This window comes from Levilactobacillus sp., assembly GCF_022646225.1.
Classification (GTDB): Bacteria; Bacillota; Bacilli; order Lactobacillales; family Lactobacillaceae; genus Levilactobacillus; species Levilactobacillus suantsaiihabitans.
Genome location: NZ_JALCJA010000006.1, coordinates 59,573 through 74,535 on the forward strand (window position 1 = coordinate 59,573; position 14,963 = coordinate 74,535).

At 52.3% G+C, this 14,963-nt stretch carries 14 protein-coding genes; 4 read left to right on the top strand and 10 right to left on the bottom strand.

What is annotated here, in order from left to right:
- Window positions 1-8 precede the first annotated feature (8 nt).
- Entirely contained in the window at window positions 9-1,046 is a 1,038-nt protein-coding gene (locus tag LKH74_RS10550; protein WP_287788948.1) for an SDR family oxidoreductase, read from the bottom strand.
- Between the two features lie 114 nt (window positions 1,047-1,160).
- Between LKH74_RS10550 and LKH74_RS10555 the strand changes: the two genes are divergently transcribed.
- Window positions 1,161-1,733 carry a TetR/AcrR family transcriptional regulator gene (locus tag LKH74_RS10555; RefSeq protein ID WP_287788949.1) on the top strand — a complete coding sequence of 191 codons (573 nt, stop codon included), beginning with the start codon at window positions 1,161-1,163 and terminating at the stop codon, window positions 1,731-1,733.
- Between the two features lie 230 nt (window positions 1,734-1,963).
- Here LKH74_RS10555 and LKH74_RS10560 read toward each other — a convergent pair whose 3' ends face one another.
- The gene (locus LKH74_RS10560; protein WP_287788950.1) at window positions 1,964-2,653 is read right to left on the bottom strand and encodes an EAL domain-containing protein; all 690 of its coding nucleotides are present in this window, start codon (window positions 2,651-2,653) and stop codon (window positions 1,964-1,966) included.
- A gap of 86 nt (window positions 2,654-2,739) precedes the next feature.
- Here LKH74_RS10560 and LKH74_RS10565 point away from each other — a divergent pair, with 86 nt between their 5' ends.
- The gene (locus tag LKH74_RS10565; protein ID WP_287788951.1) at window positions 2,740-4,107 is read left to right on the top strand and encodes an FAD-dependent oxidoreductase; all 1,368 of its coding nucleotides are present in this window, start codon (window positions 2,740-2,742) and stop codon (window positions 4,105-4,107) included.
- A gap of 385 nt (window positions 4,108-4,492) precedes the next feature.
- Here the strand turns inward: LKH74_RS10565 and LKH74_RS10570 are convergent, their stop codons facing one another.
- From LKH74_RS10570 to LKH74_RS10580, 3 genes are all read right to left on the bottom strand, one after another.
- A complete protein-coding gene (locus tag LKH74_RS10570) occupies window positions 4,493-5,110 on the bottom strand; it encodes a sugar O-acetyltransferase (RefSeq protein ID WP_287788952.1) in 618 nt (205 codons plus the stop codon).
- 331 nt (window positions 5,111-5,441) lie between these two features.
- Window positions 5,442-5,657 carry a UPF0158 family protein gene (locus tag LKH74_RS11970; RefSeq protein WP_353845641.1) on the bottom strand — a complete coding sequence of 72 codons (216 nt, stop codon included), beginning with the start codon at window positions 5,655-5,657 and terminating at the stop codon, window positions 5,442-5,444.
- A 6-nt stretch (window positions 5,658-5,663) separates the two neighbouring features.
- Complete coding sequence (locus tag LKH74_RS10580; protein ID WP_287788954.1) at window positions 5,664-5,861, bottom strand: WW domain-containing protein; 198 nt, start codon at window positions 5,859-5,861, stop codon at window positions 5,664-5,666.
- 212 nt (window positions 5,862-6,073) lie between these two features.
- On the opposite strand from LKH74_RS10580, the gene LKH74_RS10585 reads away from it, so the two are divergent.
- Window positions 6,074-7,240 (top strand): DUF2075 domain-containing protein, encoded by a 1,167-nt coding sequence (locus LKH74_RS10585; RefSeq protein WP_135368852.1) that lies wholly within the window; start codon window positions 6,074-6,076, stop codon window positions 7,238-7,240.
- A gap of 88 nt (window positions 7,241-7,328) precedes the next feature.
- Here the strand turns inward: LKH74_RS10585 and LKH74_RS10590 are convergent, their stop codons facing one another.
- The 3 genes from LKH74_RS10590 to LKH74_RS10600 all read right to left on the bottom strand — a co-directional run bounded on the left by LKH74_RS10590 (window position 7,329) and on the right by LKH74_RS10600 (window position 9,072).
- Window positions 7,329-7,808, bottom strand: coding sequence for a hypothetical protein (locus LKH74_RS10590; protein WP_287788955.1), 480 nt, complete (start codon window positions 7,806-7,808; stop codon window positions 7,329-7,331).
- Window positions 7,809-8,050: 242 nt separating this feature from the next.
- Window positions 8,051-8,752, bottom strand: a complete 702-nt coding sequence (locus LKH74_RS10595; RefSeq protein WP_287788956.1) for a type 1 glutamine amidotransferase domain-containing protein — start codon at window positions 8,750-8,752, stop codon at window positions 8,051-8,053.
- Window positions 8,734-9,072 (bottom strand): ArsR/SmtB family transcription factor, encoded by a 339-nt coding sequence (locus tag LKH74_RS10600; RefSeq protein WP_287788957.1) that lies wholly within the window; start codon window positions 9,070-9,072, stop codon window positions 8,734-8,736. Before LKH74_RS10600 ends, LKH74_RS10595 begins: the two co-directional genes overlap by 19 nt.
- Window positions 9,073-9,245: 173 nt before the next feature.
- Here LKH74_RS10600 and LKH74_RS10605 point away from each other — a divergent pair, with 173 nt between their 5' ends.
- Window positions 9,246-10,256 carry an NADP-dependent oxidoreductase gene (locus tag LKH74_RS10605; RefSeq protein ID WP_287788958.1) on the top strand — a complete coding sequence of 337 codons (1,011 nt, stop codon included), beginning with the start codon at window positions 9,246-9,248 and terminating at the stop codon, window positions 10,254-10,256.
- Between the two features lie 109 nt (window positions 10,257-10,365).
- Here the strand turns inward: LKH74_RS10605 and LKH74_RS10610 are convergent, their stop codons facing one another.
- Both LKH74_RS10610 and LKH74_RS10615 read right to left on the bottom strand, forming a co-directional pair.
- A complete protein-coding gene (locus LKH74_RS10610; protein ID WP_287788959.1) occupies window positions 10,366-12,954 on the bottom strand; it encodes a MucBP domain-containing protein in 2,589 nt (862 codons plus the stop codon).
- A 382-nt stretch (window positions 12,955-13,336) separates the two neighbouring features.
- Window positions 13,337-14,959 carry a glycoside hydrolase family 43 protein gene (locus LKH74_RS10615; protein ID WP_287788960.1) on the bottom strand — a complete coding sequence of 541 codons (1,623 nt, stop codon included), beginning with the start codon at window positions 14,957-14,959 and terminating at the stop codon, window positions 13,337-13,339.
- Window positions 14,960-14,963: the final 4 nt, after the last annotated feature.

The window sequence follows — 14,963 nt, forward strand, 5'->3', positions numbered from 1 at the left end:
CTCTAGTTTTAGGGGGCCGTCACAATACCTAGGTCGATCATCGACTGGGCCGTGGCCAAAATGGCTGCTTGTGCCGAACGCGGCTGCCATCCCAGTAATTTCACTGCCTTGGCGTTGCTGGTCCCCGCATACGCGCCCACGATGCTGGCAATCATTTTCAACTCTGGCTTGATCCACGCCGCCGCTTTGACCACGGCGTTAGGAATCGTCCGGGTCGGCAAGCGTGTTGCAAATGCCGGGAAGGCCTGCCGCAGAAGCGTGGCGACGTCTAGCATGGACAGGGTCTCTCCCGTGGTCGCCAGAAACCGCTCGCCCGCGGCTTGAGGCGCCGTCATGGCCAGGAGGTGCAGGCTCGCCACATCGCGCACGTCGACGTACCCGGAGTCCACGTGAGGCACGGCCTTGAGTTGACCGGTCAGGAGCTGATAAATCTGCACGTTAGAGTGAGAATAGTCATCGGCCAAGACCGGCCCCATGACGCCGACGGGATTGACTGCTGCTAGTTCCATGCCGTGACCCTCACGCTTGATAAACGCCCAAGCGGCCTGCTCAGCCAGCGTCTTAGACTTTTGATAGGCGTGCACCCCTTTGGCAGTCACGTCCGACCAATCCCGCTCGGTGTATGGCGTCGTGCGGTGGGGATGGCCGGCAAAGATGGCCCCATAAGCTGAGGTCAACACGACCCGTTTAACCCTCGCATCCCGCGCTGCCGTTAACACCCGGCGAACACCCGCTACCGCCGGGCGAATCATGTCATTTTCATCCTTGAATACGCGATTGGGTGTGGGTGAGGCCACGTGAATCGCGTAGGTCGCTCCCCGCATCACCGTCGACCAGTTGGCATCGCTGGTCAAATCAGCAGTGGTCACCTCAAGATCCGTCAAATCCGTCACGCCACCCGTCGCTAACATTTGGCGAATCAGGTCCGCTTTTTGCAGCGACCGGACCGTGGTGCGCACGGCATAGCCCTGTTGCAGTAATTGTAAAATAATGTGGCTAGCGATAAACCCACTCCCACCGGTCACGACGACAACTCGTTTAGTCATTAATCTTCACTCTCGCTTTCGTTTCACTTGTAACGTCTGTGCCATTAATCTACACTGAGATTGGACGCGTGACAAGAACTTACCGCGCATCTCTGACAGATTGGAGCGATTGTTATGGCAGCTACTCAGCATGCCCAAGCGATTAAACAGGATTCACAAGATTACCTCGCCACCGCACTCTTGCAGCTACTGGCGACCAAGGACCTCAGCGACCTGACCGTCACGGCCGTGGTCCGCCGGGCTGGCGTTAGCCGCATGGCCTTTTACCGCAATTTCACGACCCTCGCCGACGTGTTGACGGCGCATTTTACGCCCATCATCACGGCCCGCTTCGACGATGTCTTGGCCCACGTGCCGCAAGCGCAAAAATTAGCGGCCTTGGGGGACTTCTTTACGGACCTCGCCCCCACGCTCAAGTTGGCCGTCACCCGCGGTTTCGAACCCGTTTTCCAACAAATCTTCACTCAAAATATGATCCGGTTTTACGCCAGCATTTCCTGGCCAGCCATCACGCCGGTCCAGCAAAAGTACTGGACCACCTTCATGACCGCTGGCGTCTACCAAATTTGGCGTGACTGGCTATTGGCCGGTCAAGTCGAGTCACTGACCACCATTCATGAGCTGATTGCCGATTTTCAAACTGGTACCCTCCAGGCCCTGACCGCCCGGCACGCAACCGATGTGTAAAAAAGACATTGTTCCGCGCCACAGCTGTGACGGGGGACAATGTCTTTTTTTAAGTTAAGTCTTGAAGATAAAATTAACGCGTTACGTGCCGGAACGACGAGGTTTTGACATCTAAAATCAGTGAAACCAGGGGCCTGCGTTCCAACCCATATTTGGCGAACGGTAGGCGGCTAGCTCACTTCCTGTCACGGTCAACAACCAATCCTAACACCATGTCTTCCAGCCCTTATTTACGCAAACATATCGCCGGGCAGCTTCAAGAGCCGCGGCTTGCTGAAATAGTAGCCCTGCTTGAGCTTGATACCCAGATGACGGCTCAGTTGGCTATCCGCCGCATTTTCGATGCCCTCGAGGACCAGTCGCAACCCATATTCTTGGGTAATGGCCCGCCAAAAATGAATTTTTTTCTGAATCTTGGGGTCGCTGAATTCCTCCGCAAAATTTTGTAACGCAAATTTAACTTCGGAGACCAGTGGCAACAATTCCTGAATACTTGTGAAATAATTATCACCGGTACCCACATCATCCAAGGACAATTCCATCCCCTGGTCGAGGAACTTTTTCAGCTGCGGAATTAGCTCTTGGACCGAATATTGTTGCGGCCCGTCGTCTTCCGTTAGCTCCACGACCAAACGTGTGGGATAAATCTGTTCTTGGCTTTTGGTGATGGCTGAGGCAATTGACGTCGTCATTAATTGCTCACGGTTAACGTTTACTGAACAATATCGCACTTTAGGCGATAAAACCTTCGTTGTTTCAACTAACAGGTCGGCCACGATTTTCGAGTCGATAGCGGAGAACGACGCTGGTAAACGCCAACCGTCAGGGGTCAATTGCTTCATCAACAATTCATAACCGAAAACCGTTTTCGTTTCCGTGTTAATTTGTGGTTGCACAAAATACCGATAGATTGGTTCCAAAAAATACTACCCCCTCATGAACAGTTTGCATTGCTTTATCTTATAGAACAGTATACTATAATGTAGTCAATTAGTAATAGAAAGAAATGATTAATGTTATGAAAGTCGTCGTCATCGGCTGTACCCATGCGGGCATCGCGGCGGTAAAGCAAATTTTAACCTACTACCCTGATGCAGACATCACGGTTTATGAGCGGCAGCAAACAATTTCCTACCTGTCTTGCGCGACCTATCTGCACATCGAGGGGACCGTTGCCACCCTGGCCGATGCGCGATACGCTGAACCCGCAGATTTCATCAAACGCGGCGTGCATTTTGCCACCAACCACGATGTCATTCGCGTCAACGCGGCCAACCACTGCCTATTAGTTCAAGATCTCGCCACCAAACAGATTAGCCGCACCAGTTATGACAAACTGATCGTGGCTACCGGCTCGGTCACGGCCATCCCCGCTATTTCTGGCGTGGAAAATCCCAAGGTCCTCTTGTGCAAGACTTACGATGAGGCCCACGACCTGTGTGCCTATTCGGCCAATCAGCAAAGCGTCGCCATTGTTGGGGGCGGCTATATCGGCGTCGAACTGGCAGAAGGCTATGCCACCTCGGGTTATCAAGTGCTCCTGATCCAAAAGCCCGCCCACTTGCTAAACGGCTACGTGGAACCAGCAATCGGTGATCAAGTCGCCCAACTCCTGCAAGCCAAGGGCGTCACTGTCCTGACGGATGCCGTGGTCACCTCGTTTCAAGACACCGACGATGATCAGCTACTGATCACCACCACCCACGACAGCTACCGCGTTGACATGGCCGCCATTAGTGCCGGCATGTTGCCGCAGACTGATCTGTTGGCTGGTCAGGTCAAAATGGCCAAGAACGGCGCCATTTTGGTCGACGATTACCTGCAGACGTCGGACCCCGACATCTTTGCTGCGGGCGATGCGGCCATGAACCACGACAATCCCACGGACGACTACGTTTACGCACCGCTGGCTTCTACCGCGGTGCGCCAAGGCACGGTCGCGGGCATCAACGTGGGTGAACGGCGACTCCGCAGCCTGGGCACCCAGGTCACGACGGGCATGAAAATCTTCGACCACACCATGGCCTGTACCGGGTTGACGGTCGCGGCAGCCCAGGCGGCTAATTTTAACGTCGGCCACGTCACATCCACGGGCACCTACCGGCCGCACTTCATGCCAGACGCCCACCCGATCACGGTGGAACTGGTGTATGATCGCAACAATCGCAAGATTCTCGGGGCCCAACTGCTCTGCGCCCACGACGTTTCTCAAGCCGCCAACACGGTCTCGGCACTGATTCAAAATGGCGGAACCATCGATCAGTTAGCGCTGTTAGACATGCTGTTCTCTCCGAATTTCAACGAACCCTTCAACTACCTGAACCTCGCCGCACAACAAGCGGTGGCTCAGGAAAATGGGTATTGGCGGAGTTAATTTTAAAAAGGACGGCACGTACTAAGCCCAGTCTTGGCTGCGTGTTTCCGCTATTAAACATTAGTACAAAAGCGTCTGAGATGTTTGGTCTCAGGCGCTTTTTAAGTTGCCGGTTAAAGTGACCGGCGATTTTCTTGCTGGGATAGTAGGTCGACTCGACGTGGCTCCCGGAGACGGTCTGGGGCACCTTGCTGTGGTGATCGCGGTCAGTCGCGGCCAGCGGCAGGGCGCCCCCGGGCCACAGGCCAATGTGGATGCCGCCGCGCTGCTTTTTCTTGTGGCGATTTGTTTCATGTGGAACACCTTACTAGGGAAAACTGTTGTGGATTCAGCTACTTGAACTTACCACCACAACGCCATTTTCACTTTCCCGACACACGGTCACCTATTTCTCAAATAGCTCCGGGTCAATTCGCCGGTCCTTGAAGTAAAATTTCCGGTCATGCTCACCGACCTGGCGGAGCACGTGACACGGATCACCAACCGCCACCACGTTGTCCGGCAAGTCCTTGGTGACGACGCTCCCCGCACCGACCACCGTATTATCGCCAATCGTCACGCCCGGGAGCACGATGACGCCGGCACTGAGCCAGCAGTTGCGGCCGACATGGATCGGCATGTTGTACTGATAGTTACGCGCCCGTAACTCGGCGTTGATCGGATGACCGGCCGTGGCCAGCGTCACGTTCGGTCCGATCATCGTGTGGTCCCCCACATAGATATGGGTATCGTCGACCAGCGTCAGGTTGAAATTGGCATAGACGTTATCCCCGAAATGGACGTGATGTCCACCAAAATTCGCATGAAACGGCGGCTCGATGTAGCAGTTCTTGCCTAACTCGGCGAAGAGTTCTCGCAAGATTTTCTGCTGCTGCGCGGGCTGGCTCGGCCGCGTTTGGTTATAGTCAAAAAGCCGGTCTAGGTAGCGTTTTTGCTCGACTTCAATGGCAGGATCGTCTGGTAGATACAGGTCCCCTGTATGCAGTTTGTCGCGGTTGGTCATGGGTAGGATCCTTTCTGGATTTGATTTTGATACCGCTATCATAGCATACTTTTTTCTGAAGAGCTTTGTTTCACGTGGAACAATCCCTGTGATGAGGGGGTGCCGACTAGGGCTTCGCTGATGAGCCTGGGACAAAACTTTCCAGCCCCGTCGCCTTCACCTTTACATAGCTGAAACGTGCGCCCAAAGGCAGCCGGTTCCGCTTAAAACTGATAACCAAACAATCCAAGACCAGGATTATTCGGTTATCAGCCTTAATGCTCGCCGGCTAATCGCCTTTTGTCCCACTCTCCTCGCTGATAGCCCCATTTTAAACGACAAAAGGACGAGCCTAATCTTGCCCATCCGTAAAATTGACTTGATTCTCGCGACACCACGCGATAGCCTGTCGCCGATTGGCAGCATCCTTAAAGTCATACCACGCTTGTGTGAGCCCCAATTGTTCCAGCTCATCACGAAAACGTCGAAAAGCGCCGCGGCCGTTGATGGCACGAGTCAATCGTTGGGCTTCTTTGCCAGCTGGTAGACCCGCAATGAATTCGACCATTTTTTGCTAGTCATTAATTTCGTAGTGACTGGGTAGCCTTAAGTATTGGTCAAAATTGTCTTCGATTTCGTCGGCCACGGCGTCATCATCTGCCATGCCATCTACGACCAATTCAACCTCCCCTGTCTTTTTGTTGTAGTAATAGGTCATCCCATCGTCAGTGAAATCGATGGCCTCAATGATGTCACTTAGTTTTACTTGCATCAATGATTCCTCCAGTACGATAACCCCTTCAGCATACCGTAGCCCGCGCCGCCGCACAACTGAGCGCCCACAATTTTCAAAATTAGCCATTTTTAAAATTGTGAAAACCCTTTTCTCCACAACTAGCCCGCGCATCTCCAGCATAACTGCTATAATTAGACCTTGTATAGGCGCCGGCATTGCCTACAACTCAACTGATTAGGAGTTTACTTATGAATAAAATCTTACAAGAACAATTCTTCGTCAAGGACCTGTCTGACGACCAAAAGCGCGTCATCACCAACCTGAACGCGTACATCAAGCAAGGCCTCACGGGTGACACGTCTTCCGTGGCCATCATCGAAGGGGCAGCGGGGACCGGTAAGTCCGTCGTGTTGATGGAACTGGTCCGCAAATACATGACTGACAAGCACTACCGTACCTCGTTGGTCGTGAACCACCCCGAGCTTTACAAGGCCTATCGCGACCTCGCCGCATCGATTCCCAATATGAAGGCCAGCGAGATTCGGCGGCCCACGTCCTTAATCAACTACGCCCAGAAGAATCATAAAAAATATGATATTATCTTCGTCGACGAGGCCCATTTACTCTATTCCAAATCCGAACCCTACGCACACTACCGCGGCCAAAACCAGTTGACCGACCTGATGGCGCTGGCCAAGGTCGTCGTGGTCGTTTACGATTTCGACCAGGTCTTCCAATCCAAGATGTACTGGGACAAGGACCTGCTTTATCAAACCATCGGTAACCACCCCCACGAACTCTTCAGCATGAACTTCCAGTACCGGATGGTCGCCAGCGACGAACAGGTGGCCTGGATGGACGACCTGACCGCTGAAAAGCCGTTGCGGCCCTTCCCCGACAACAGCCAGTTTGAATTTAAAATGTTCGACACGGCCGGCGAACTCTTCGAGAACATCAAGAAGCGCAACAAGGAGGTCGGCATGAGCCGGGTCGTGGCCACCTCGGGCTTCCCGCGGATCGACGGTCGCCACAACGTTGAGATGGACTCCTTCAACCTGCCATGGGATGAATGGGATCCGCAACGCACGCACTGGGCCAAGCGCGAAGGCTCCATCACACAGGTGGGGACCATCTACACGCTACAGGGCTTTGACCTGAACTATGTCGGCATGATCATCGGCCCATCATTTGGCTATGACCAACAAACTGACACGATGACCATCATCCCTGAAAAGTACTCGCACAAGGAAATCTTCAAGAAGCGCAAGGACAAGCACTTCACCCGTGATGAGTACAAGACCTTCATCGCCAACGTCTTGAACGTTTTGATGAAGCGGGGAAAGTATGGGTTGTACCTGACGGCCTATGATGACGCGCTGCGGCAACGGCTATTGGAATTGAATCACGGTGAATAACCCCCTAAATACACAAAGAGGCTCCAGAATAAAATCTGGAACCTCTTATTTTTATCTAAGTTTTCCAAAATGTTTCACATGAAACATCCTACCGCCGATACAAGTAAGCAATATGCTTCCCGACAATCGGATAAGACTTGATGACTTTCTTCCCGTGCTTCTTGGCTGGCTTCAGATATAGAATTGACGCATACCCAATCTTACTATCAATCTTGGTGGTTGGGTAAATTTCATACTGCTTCGTCTTGTAACGATAGTCAATATCCCGGATTTCTTTCTTTAAGAAATGGATGGTCTTGGACTTCTTTTTACCTTGGAAATCAACCTTCATCGTGTAAGAATGCTTCTTAAATGTATACGTCCAGCGTGTTTTCTTCTTACTCTCACTGCTGTATTCAGTGTATCCCTTGGTTCGCCAAGTTCCCCGCAACACCTTTGGAATGGCGCGGTAGGTCTTGTAATACTGGCTATTGTCGGTCGCCGCACTAGCCGGTTGGGTCGTTGCTGTAACGGCACCGGCTACCCCCAAGCTCAACGCTAACGTAATCACGAGCTGATTCAGTTTCATGACGTCTCCTCCATCAGAATATGTATTTTGTTTCCTCCTAAATTATACCACTAGGTTAACTATTTTCCACAATAGACACCCGATTGTCTGTTCACCAACGACTAATTTCGTTCAGTCCATTTTTAACTGAATTCGTCTCGTTCTAGCAAAAAAACGAGCCTGGGAAAAACCTCCCAAACTCGTTCGCTTCACCTTTACATGCTCGCCGGCTAATCGCCTTTTGGCCCACTCTCCTATTCTGCTTACACATCCTCAGCCAGCGCTTGAAGTAACAGCTGTGCCACTGCCTTCGCTGAAAAGGGGTTCTGCCCCGTGATCAGTCGCTCATCTTGGACGGCGTATGTCTTGTACGCGCGCTTCTTTGTAAAGATTGCGCCCCGCTTCTGCACTTCCGCCTGATTGAAAAACGGCACCACTGAACGCTTGCCAGCCAAGACTTCTTCGGCCTTGGTAAACCCCGTCACACGGTGATTGGCAATCAAATACGCCCCTGAGGCTGTCCGAATGTTCAGTAGTCCCGCGATGCCGTGGCAAACCGATGTGACATAGCCCCCATGACCATAGATGGCCGCGGCAATGGTCTGCAGCGCCTCGTCATCGGGAAAGTCCCACATCACCCCATGGCCGCCCGCATAGTAAATCGCCACATAATCAGCCGGAACCACCTGGGCGGGCCGCAACGAGTTCATCAAAGCCCGTTGCTGAAAGTCTGCGGTTTCGTAAACGGTCATAATCTCCTCATCCGTATACTTCATGCTTCGCGGATCAAGCGGGACGAACCCACCCTGGGGACTGACATAATCCACCTGATAGCCCGCCTGCTGAACCAGCAAAGCAAATTCGGTGGCTTCACTCAACCACAAACCGGTGGGGTCAGTCGTTTGACCATAGCGAGTCGTGTTCGTTAATACGATTAGCATTTTCTTTAGATTTTTTGATTGCATGTCATCGTCTCCGTAACGTGGTCTAAGAGGGTCTTCAACTGGTCAATCGCTTTTGTCTGATGCGTGAGATAGTAAAAGTTCTTGGTGCCTTCCCGCCGATAATCAACGAGCTGAACGTCCTTTAAAATTTTTAAATGGTGGGAGACCGCTGGCCGTGACAGACCCGTGACCCCCACTAAATCAGTAACTTGAAGTCCCCGGTGAATCACTTGGGGGTCCAGCAAGGCCACAATAATGGCTTGGCGCTTCTGGTCACCCAAGGCCACAAGAAAGTCACTTGATTTTGTGAATTCGTGTTTTAGTTTAGTTAAATTTGACAATTTAATCACCTATTTGTTCGTTAATTTAAACCATTAAAACATTTTAAATTAATTCTGTCAACTCCCAGTAAATCACCACTTATGCCTAATCATTCCGTTGACATTTTTAAACGAAGCCAGTATTATGTTCATTAATCGTTTAAAAATATAAACCGAAGGAAGTTGCTATATTTATGTCAAACACCATGCAAGCAGCGGTGATTCACCGCTATGGCCAAGCATCCCCCACCCTCGAAACCGTTTCCCGACCAGCTCTTCGCCCAACTGATGTCCTGGTTAAAATCAAAGCTGCCAGCATCAACCCAGTTGACTTAAAAATCATGGCCGGCGAGCTAAAACTCCTTTTGTCCTATCAAATGCCCCTCATCATCGGCAGCGATTTTTCTGGCGAAATCGTCGCAGTGGGCGCCCAAGTCACCCGATTTCAAGTTGGCGACGCCGTTTACGGTCGTCCCCGAAAGAACCGCATGGGGACCTTCGCGGAGTACCTCGCCATTGATCCCGACGACATTGCCTTAAAGCCGCAAAATCTCACCTTTGTGGAAGCGGCCGCCATTCCGCTGGTCGGCCTGACGAGCTACCAGGCGCTTCATGACCTGTTGCACGTGCAGCCTGGCCAACGCGTGCTCATTCAGGCTGGTGCTGGCGGTATTGGCACGATTGCTATCCAGTTGGCGAAGCACTTGGGCGCTCAAGTTGCCACGACGACTAGCTCGCGCAATTTCGAACTAGTCCGCGCATTAGGCGCCGACCGGATCATCGATTATCATCAAGAGGATTTCGCGACGGTCTTGACGGACTACGACGCTGTCTTCGATACGTTAGGTGGTCAAAGTCTGGAATCTGCCTTCTCAGTGGTCAAACCCGGCGGTCAAATCATCAGCATTTCTGGTCGGCCGAATGCGCGCTTCGCCAAAGCCTATGGTCTGCCTCACTGGAAACAAACGTTGTTTCGCTTGGCTACGCGCCGTCTGTCACGCTTGGAAAGGCAGCGTGACGTGCGTTACCAATTTCTCTTCATGTCGCCAAGTGGTCAGGAGCTAACGCAACTCACCCGACTCATCGAAGCTGGCGAGTTACAGCCAGTTCTCGACCGGACCTTTACCTTTCAGGAATTGGCCCAAGCCTTGACTTACTCTCGAAATGGCCATGCTCAAGGGAAAATCGTCGTCCAAATTGCTTAGATCTCCGCTAACAAGGCCGCTGTTGCAGGCGACTTGTTTTGACTTCGGTCGGCTAACCAAGAAAAATCCACTCGCTTAGCACGCCCAAGCAAGTGGATGAATGAACTTCTCAATGTCTTCTAACCCATCGTGCCCCAGCTAAGCTACTAATTGCGGCAAATAACGCTGCCCCCACTAGCGCTGAGTACTGGCGGTCTCCCGTCTGGGGCAACTCGGTCGTTGGCCGCGGGGTTGTCTTAGCAGCAGGCCGCACGCCGACCCGACGCGCTCGACTGTGCACGACCAGGCGCTGGCGCGTGACCCGTGGCGCTTGACGCGGTGTTTGCGCCGGGGACGTCGTTTGGCGAGTCGCGACTTCATCCGGTTCAGCCGTGACCATCGCGGCAAGGCCATCGCTCAAAATCGCCGGTGCATCCCCCTGTTGGGCCAACACGGCCGTTGCGTTTGGCGACTGCAGCTGTGGTATCTGCGGCAACGTCGGTTCACCAGTATCGGGATGCTGATCGTCACCCTTATCCGGGAGCTTCACCGTCTCATCATGATAAATGTAATACACGTCCTGGACCGCGGCGGTAAACGTCCCCGTCGCGTTGGCTGGCAACGCGGTCAATTTGTACTTATCAAACGTCAACCCCTGCGTTGCGTAGGCCGTTCCCACGGCTCCCGTCAAGACTTGATCATCCGTTAATTTGACGCCAGCCTCATCTTGATAGTGTACCGTGACCTGGCCATTTTCGACCGGCGTTCCCGGATCAACGGGCGTGACTGGCGGCTTATCCGGTTCTCCCGTGCTCTGGTAGTAAACGTAGATGTCGTCATTGTAGTCCTGAATCGTGCCGCTCAGCGTCTGATCGGTGAGCGTGCCACTGCCAGTGACGTGGTCGTAGGTGTAGCCGCTGATTTTAGGCAAATCAACTTGCCAGGCTGTCCCGATTTTGCCGAATTCCTTGACCAGCTTTTGGCCGATGGGTTGGCCGTTTTCGTCAACCAGGTAGATTTTTTGGAGGGGACTGAAGAGGAGCGTGATATTTTGGGCATCGTCGGTGTAGGTGACGCTCGAACTTTCAGTTGTACCCGTTAAGTCCGGGGTGTATTTGGCGGGCTTTTCATAAGCAAACCCACGGCGCTCCAGGTCGGCGATGGTCGCTTGAACGGAGGGGTCATCCAACACGTCTAGAGTCGTGCCCGGCTGGCCGTTGAGAATCACGAACGGGGCAATCTTCACCCCACCATCGAGCTGAAAGGCTACCGTAACGGCATCGACACCTTCCTGCAGGGTATACGGCACAAAGATTTTTCCCGCAAAGGTTAACCCATTAGGCGCTTCCGGCCGTGTCAGGTCATTGTGACGACTAACGTCCCAATCCAAAACGAGCTGGCCCGATTGCCCTGGCGCAGCGGTCAAGTCACTCCAAGTAACCCAGTTGGCCGCGCCAATGATGTGACTACTCCCCGCCGATTGCGGATCCCCGATCATAAATTCATTAAAGTCATACAGATTATCATAGGCGAAGGACCAAGTGGATAGCGTTTGCGTGGCTGAATTTAAGCGCACCGGGTCTAAAGTCCAGGTTTGATTCCCGGCAGAAATCATATAGTATATCTGCCCCAAAAACGGCTGCCAATTGAGGCCAAGTAGCGGCATAATATCAAAAATATGATTGTTGCCAAAGGAAAAGATTCCCGGGGTTGCGGTGATATTCCGCAATGGCGATACATCTGAAATATCATTGTACGACAACGTGATATTGGAGAGATTGACCATTTTTGACATGAACGACAGGTCCTTGATTTGATTGTGCGACAAATCTATGGTCGTAAGATTGGTTAAACCTGCCAATGGTGCCGTGTCCGCATCAGTTAGTTGATTATATTTAAGCGTCAGCGTGAGCAATCCGGTCAATTCTTTAATGGCCGACAAATCAGTCAACTGGCCGTTTAAGCTGGTATTCCCCCACTTTCGACTCGCACTGGCGTTAGGGAAGATTATTAATTTTTGTAGGCCTTTGGCATACTCTAAGCCAGCCAGTGACTTGGCATTCGCCACCGCATCATAAAATGCCTGATCATTTTGTTGCTTAGCAATGGCGGCGTCGGAATTCAAATTAATTTCCGTCAATTTCCCTAACAGATCCGGCGTAATCTGCGAAACAGCGGTTACATCCGGATTGTCCTGTTGGATCGCAAATAAAACGATTTGCTGAAAGTTCTTGTCCGGAATGAGGTCATCAACCGTGGGTGGCGTCTCCACCGCTGCCTTGGCCATCCGTAGTGTCGGGGCCTTAGGCGCTGACGCCTGGGGTGCCGGTTTAAGCTTATCAGCGGGCGCCGGTGTTGACGTGGTTGGCTCTTCTTTGGTTGGCTCTTCTTTGGTAGTATCCGCCACGGCACTTTCGACTTCCGGCTTGGCTACGGGCTTCTTCGAGGTGCCGGTAGAGCTGTTACCACGGCTTGTTTCTGATTCGGCTGGTGCTTCGGCCGGGTCCTTGCTCTGTTCACCGGTGGATTCACTCGGCTTAAGCGCGACTTGCTGGTCCTGAGACTGCTCACTAGCTATCTGACTAACCTCATCCCCCGATTCCGATGAGTCGGCGCTATCGGCTCGAGCCGTCGTCGCCAGGCCCACCGTTCCAACCGTCAGAGCCACCGCCCCGGTCAAAAATAGCCGTCGATTTTCTTTTCGCTGAGTTAATTTCATGTCTAAATCCCCCCCAAGATTCATGAAATCCTACGCATCATTATTTTCGTCAAAATATGTCGTCTAATCACGATCAATGTATCACAATCTTTCGGACTATTCAATCATATGAATTTGTTCGATGATTACAAATTGCGTATAGAAATAATAAACCCTTAAGCAAAGCGCTTTTCGGGTGATTACTGAACGTAAAGTCAGCGTAACAACGCCGGCGTTGCGCGCTGCACCTAGTTTATACATTTTTCTTAAGTCCCCGCCATAGGGGGTAACAAACGCCCGTTAGATTTCGTTAGTAAGAATGACGGCTCTTTTATCACGCGAAAAAACGACCGCCTCAGCAAAGCCTGCTAAGGCGGTCGTCAACATTTATTTTTCTAAATCGTTAATCTGGTAATTCCTGGTAATCGAAGTGGTCGAACGTCGCAACCGCTTCATAGCCAGCGTAATCTACCGCGGCCAAGCCAACGAAGGCGCCGGTGAAGAAGCCCCCCGAGGTCTGGAGCACGTAATCATCAGACAAGATGGCGGCATCCAGCTCAACCGGAACCGTTTCCCAGTCTTGGCCGTCAAAGGAGTACTGATACGTGTAGGATTCCTTGCGAACCTTCACTTTAAACCAAACAAACTCAGTCCCTGCCGGAATCGCGATCGCCTGGTCCTTTAGGAAGGACGTGTAGTGGTTGTTGTCGTTTTGGGCCACCTCGATGACCCGTCCTTTTTGTTCATCGTTGGTGATGAAAATCCAGCTGTAATGCTTGTCGTTGTAGAAGTTGACCAACCCGGCCATTTGCTGGTAGCTAAACGGATCGAACTTCACCTTCGTTTCGGCATCAAAGTTAAACGCTTGCCAACGACGCGCCACCAGTGAGACATCAAACGTGCTCGACAAGGACTGCTGGCCCACCAGCTTTAATGCACCGTTGCCGACGGTCCCCAATTTAGCCGTAAATGGTTGCCGAAGCGTATTCCAGTTTAAGTCCAGCGTCGACTGATCGAACGTATCGTGTTGGGAGTGGTCCTTCGGCGCATCCGTTAAGATGGCATCCTTAGGCGCCTCAACCGTTACTTGACCGCCGTGACCGCCAACGACTCGTGGCCAACCTGCGTCGTCCCATTCGACCTTTTGAATCGACGTTTCACGACCCAACGTGCTCCAGCCCCGGGGATCGTGACTGGATTCTGTGGCGTGGTTCCATGGCCGCGCCACCAGCGAAGCGTAGTACCACTCACCACTTGGGGTGGACGTCAACGCGCCGTGGCCTTGCTTTTGCAGGTAAAAGTCTGGCGTATCGATGTTGGTAATGAACGGGCCATCCGGTTCTTCTTCAAAGGACAGCTCGTCGAGAGTCTTGGAACGCGCCACGACTTCTTGATGCGTAAAGACGGTCCCGCCTTCAGCAGCGAACAAGTAGTAATAGCCGTTGATTTGGTAAAGGTGCGGTCCTTCAACCAGCTTAACGTCATCCCCGTTGAAAATGTTTCGCGCCGTTTTCGGCTTTAACTGCATGGTGTCTAAATCGAATTCCGTCAAGGTGATGCCGTTAAAGGGATGATGATACTCGCGGTGATCCCAGGTCTGCTGGACCAGGTATTTGCGGCCGTTTTCGTCGTGGAATAAGGAGGCGTCAAACCCGACCCCATTAATCTTAATCGGATCCGTCCAGGGTCCCCGAATATCAGTTGCCGTGGTCAAGTAGTTGGTCATGTCCTTGAAAGGACCGTCCGTAATTTTCACATCAGTGTAGATCAACCAGAACTTGCCATCCGCGTAGGATAGGTCCGGCGCCCAGATGCCACCAGATGCCGGATTTCCTTTCATATCCAGCAAGGTCGTCGTGGCTAGCGGTGACGGCAGTAAGTTCCAGTGAACCAGATCCTTGGATTCATGCAGGCGCACGCCAGGGAACCACTCAAAGGTCGAGTTGGCAATATAGTAGGTGTCCCCTACCCGAATCATACTGGGATCGGCGTTAAAGCCTGGTAGTACAGGGTTTTGAATCTTCATCAGA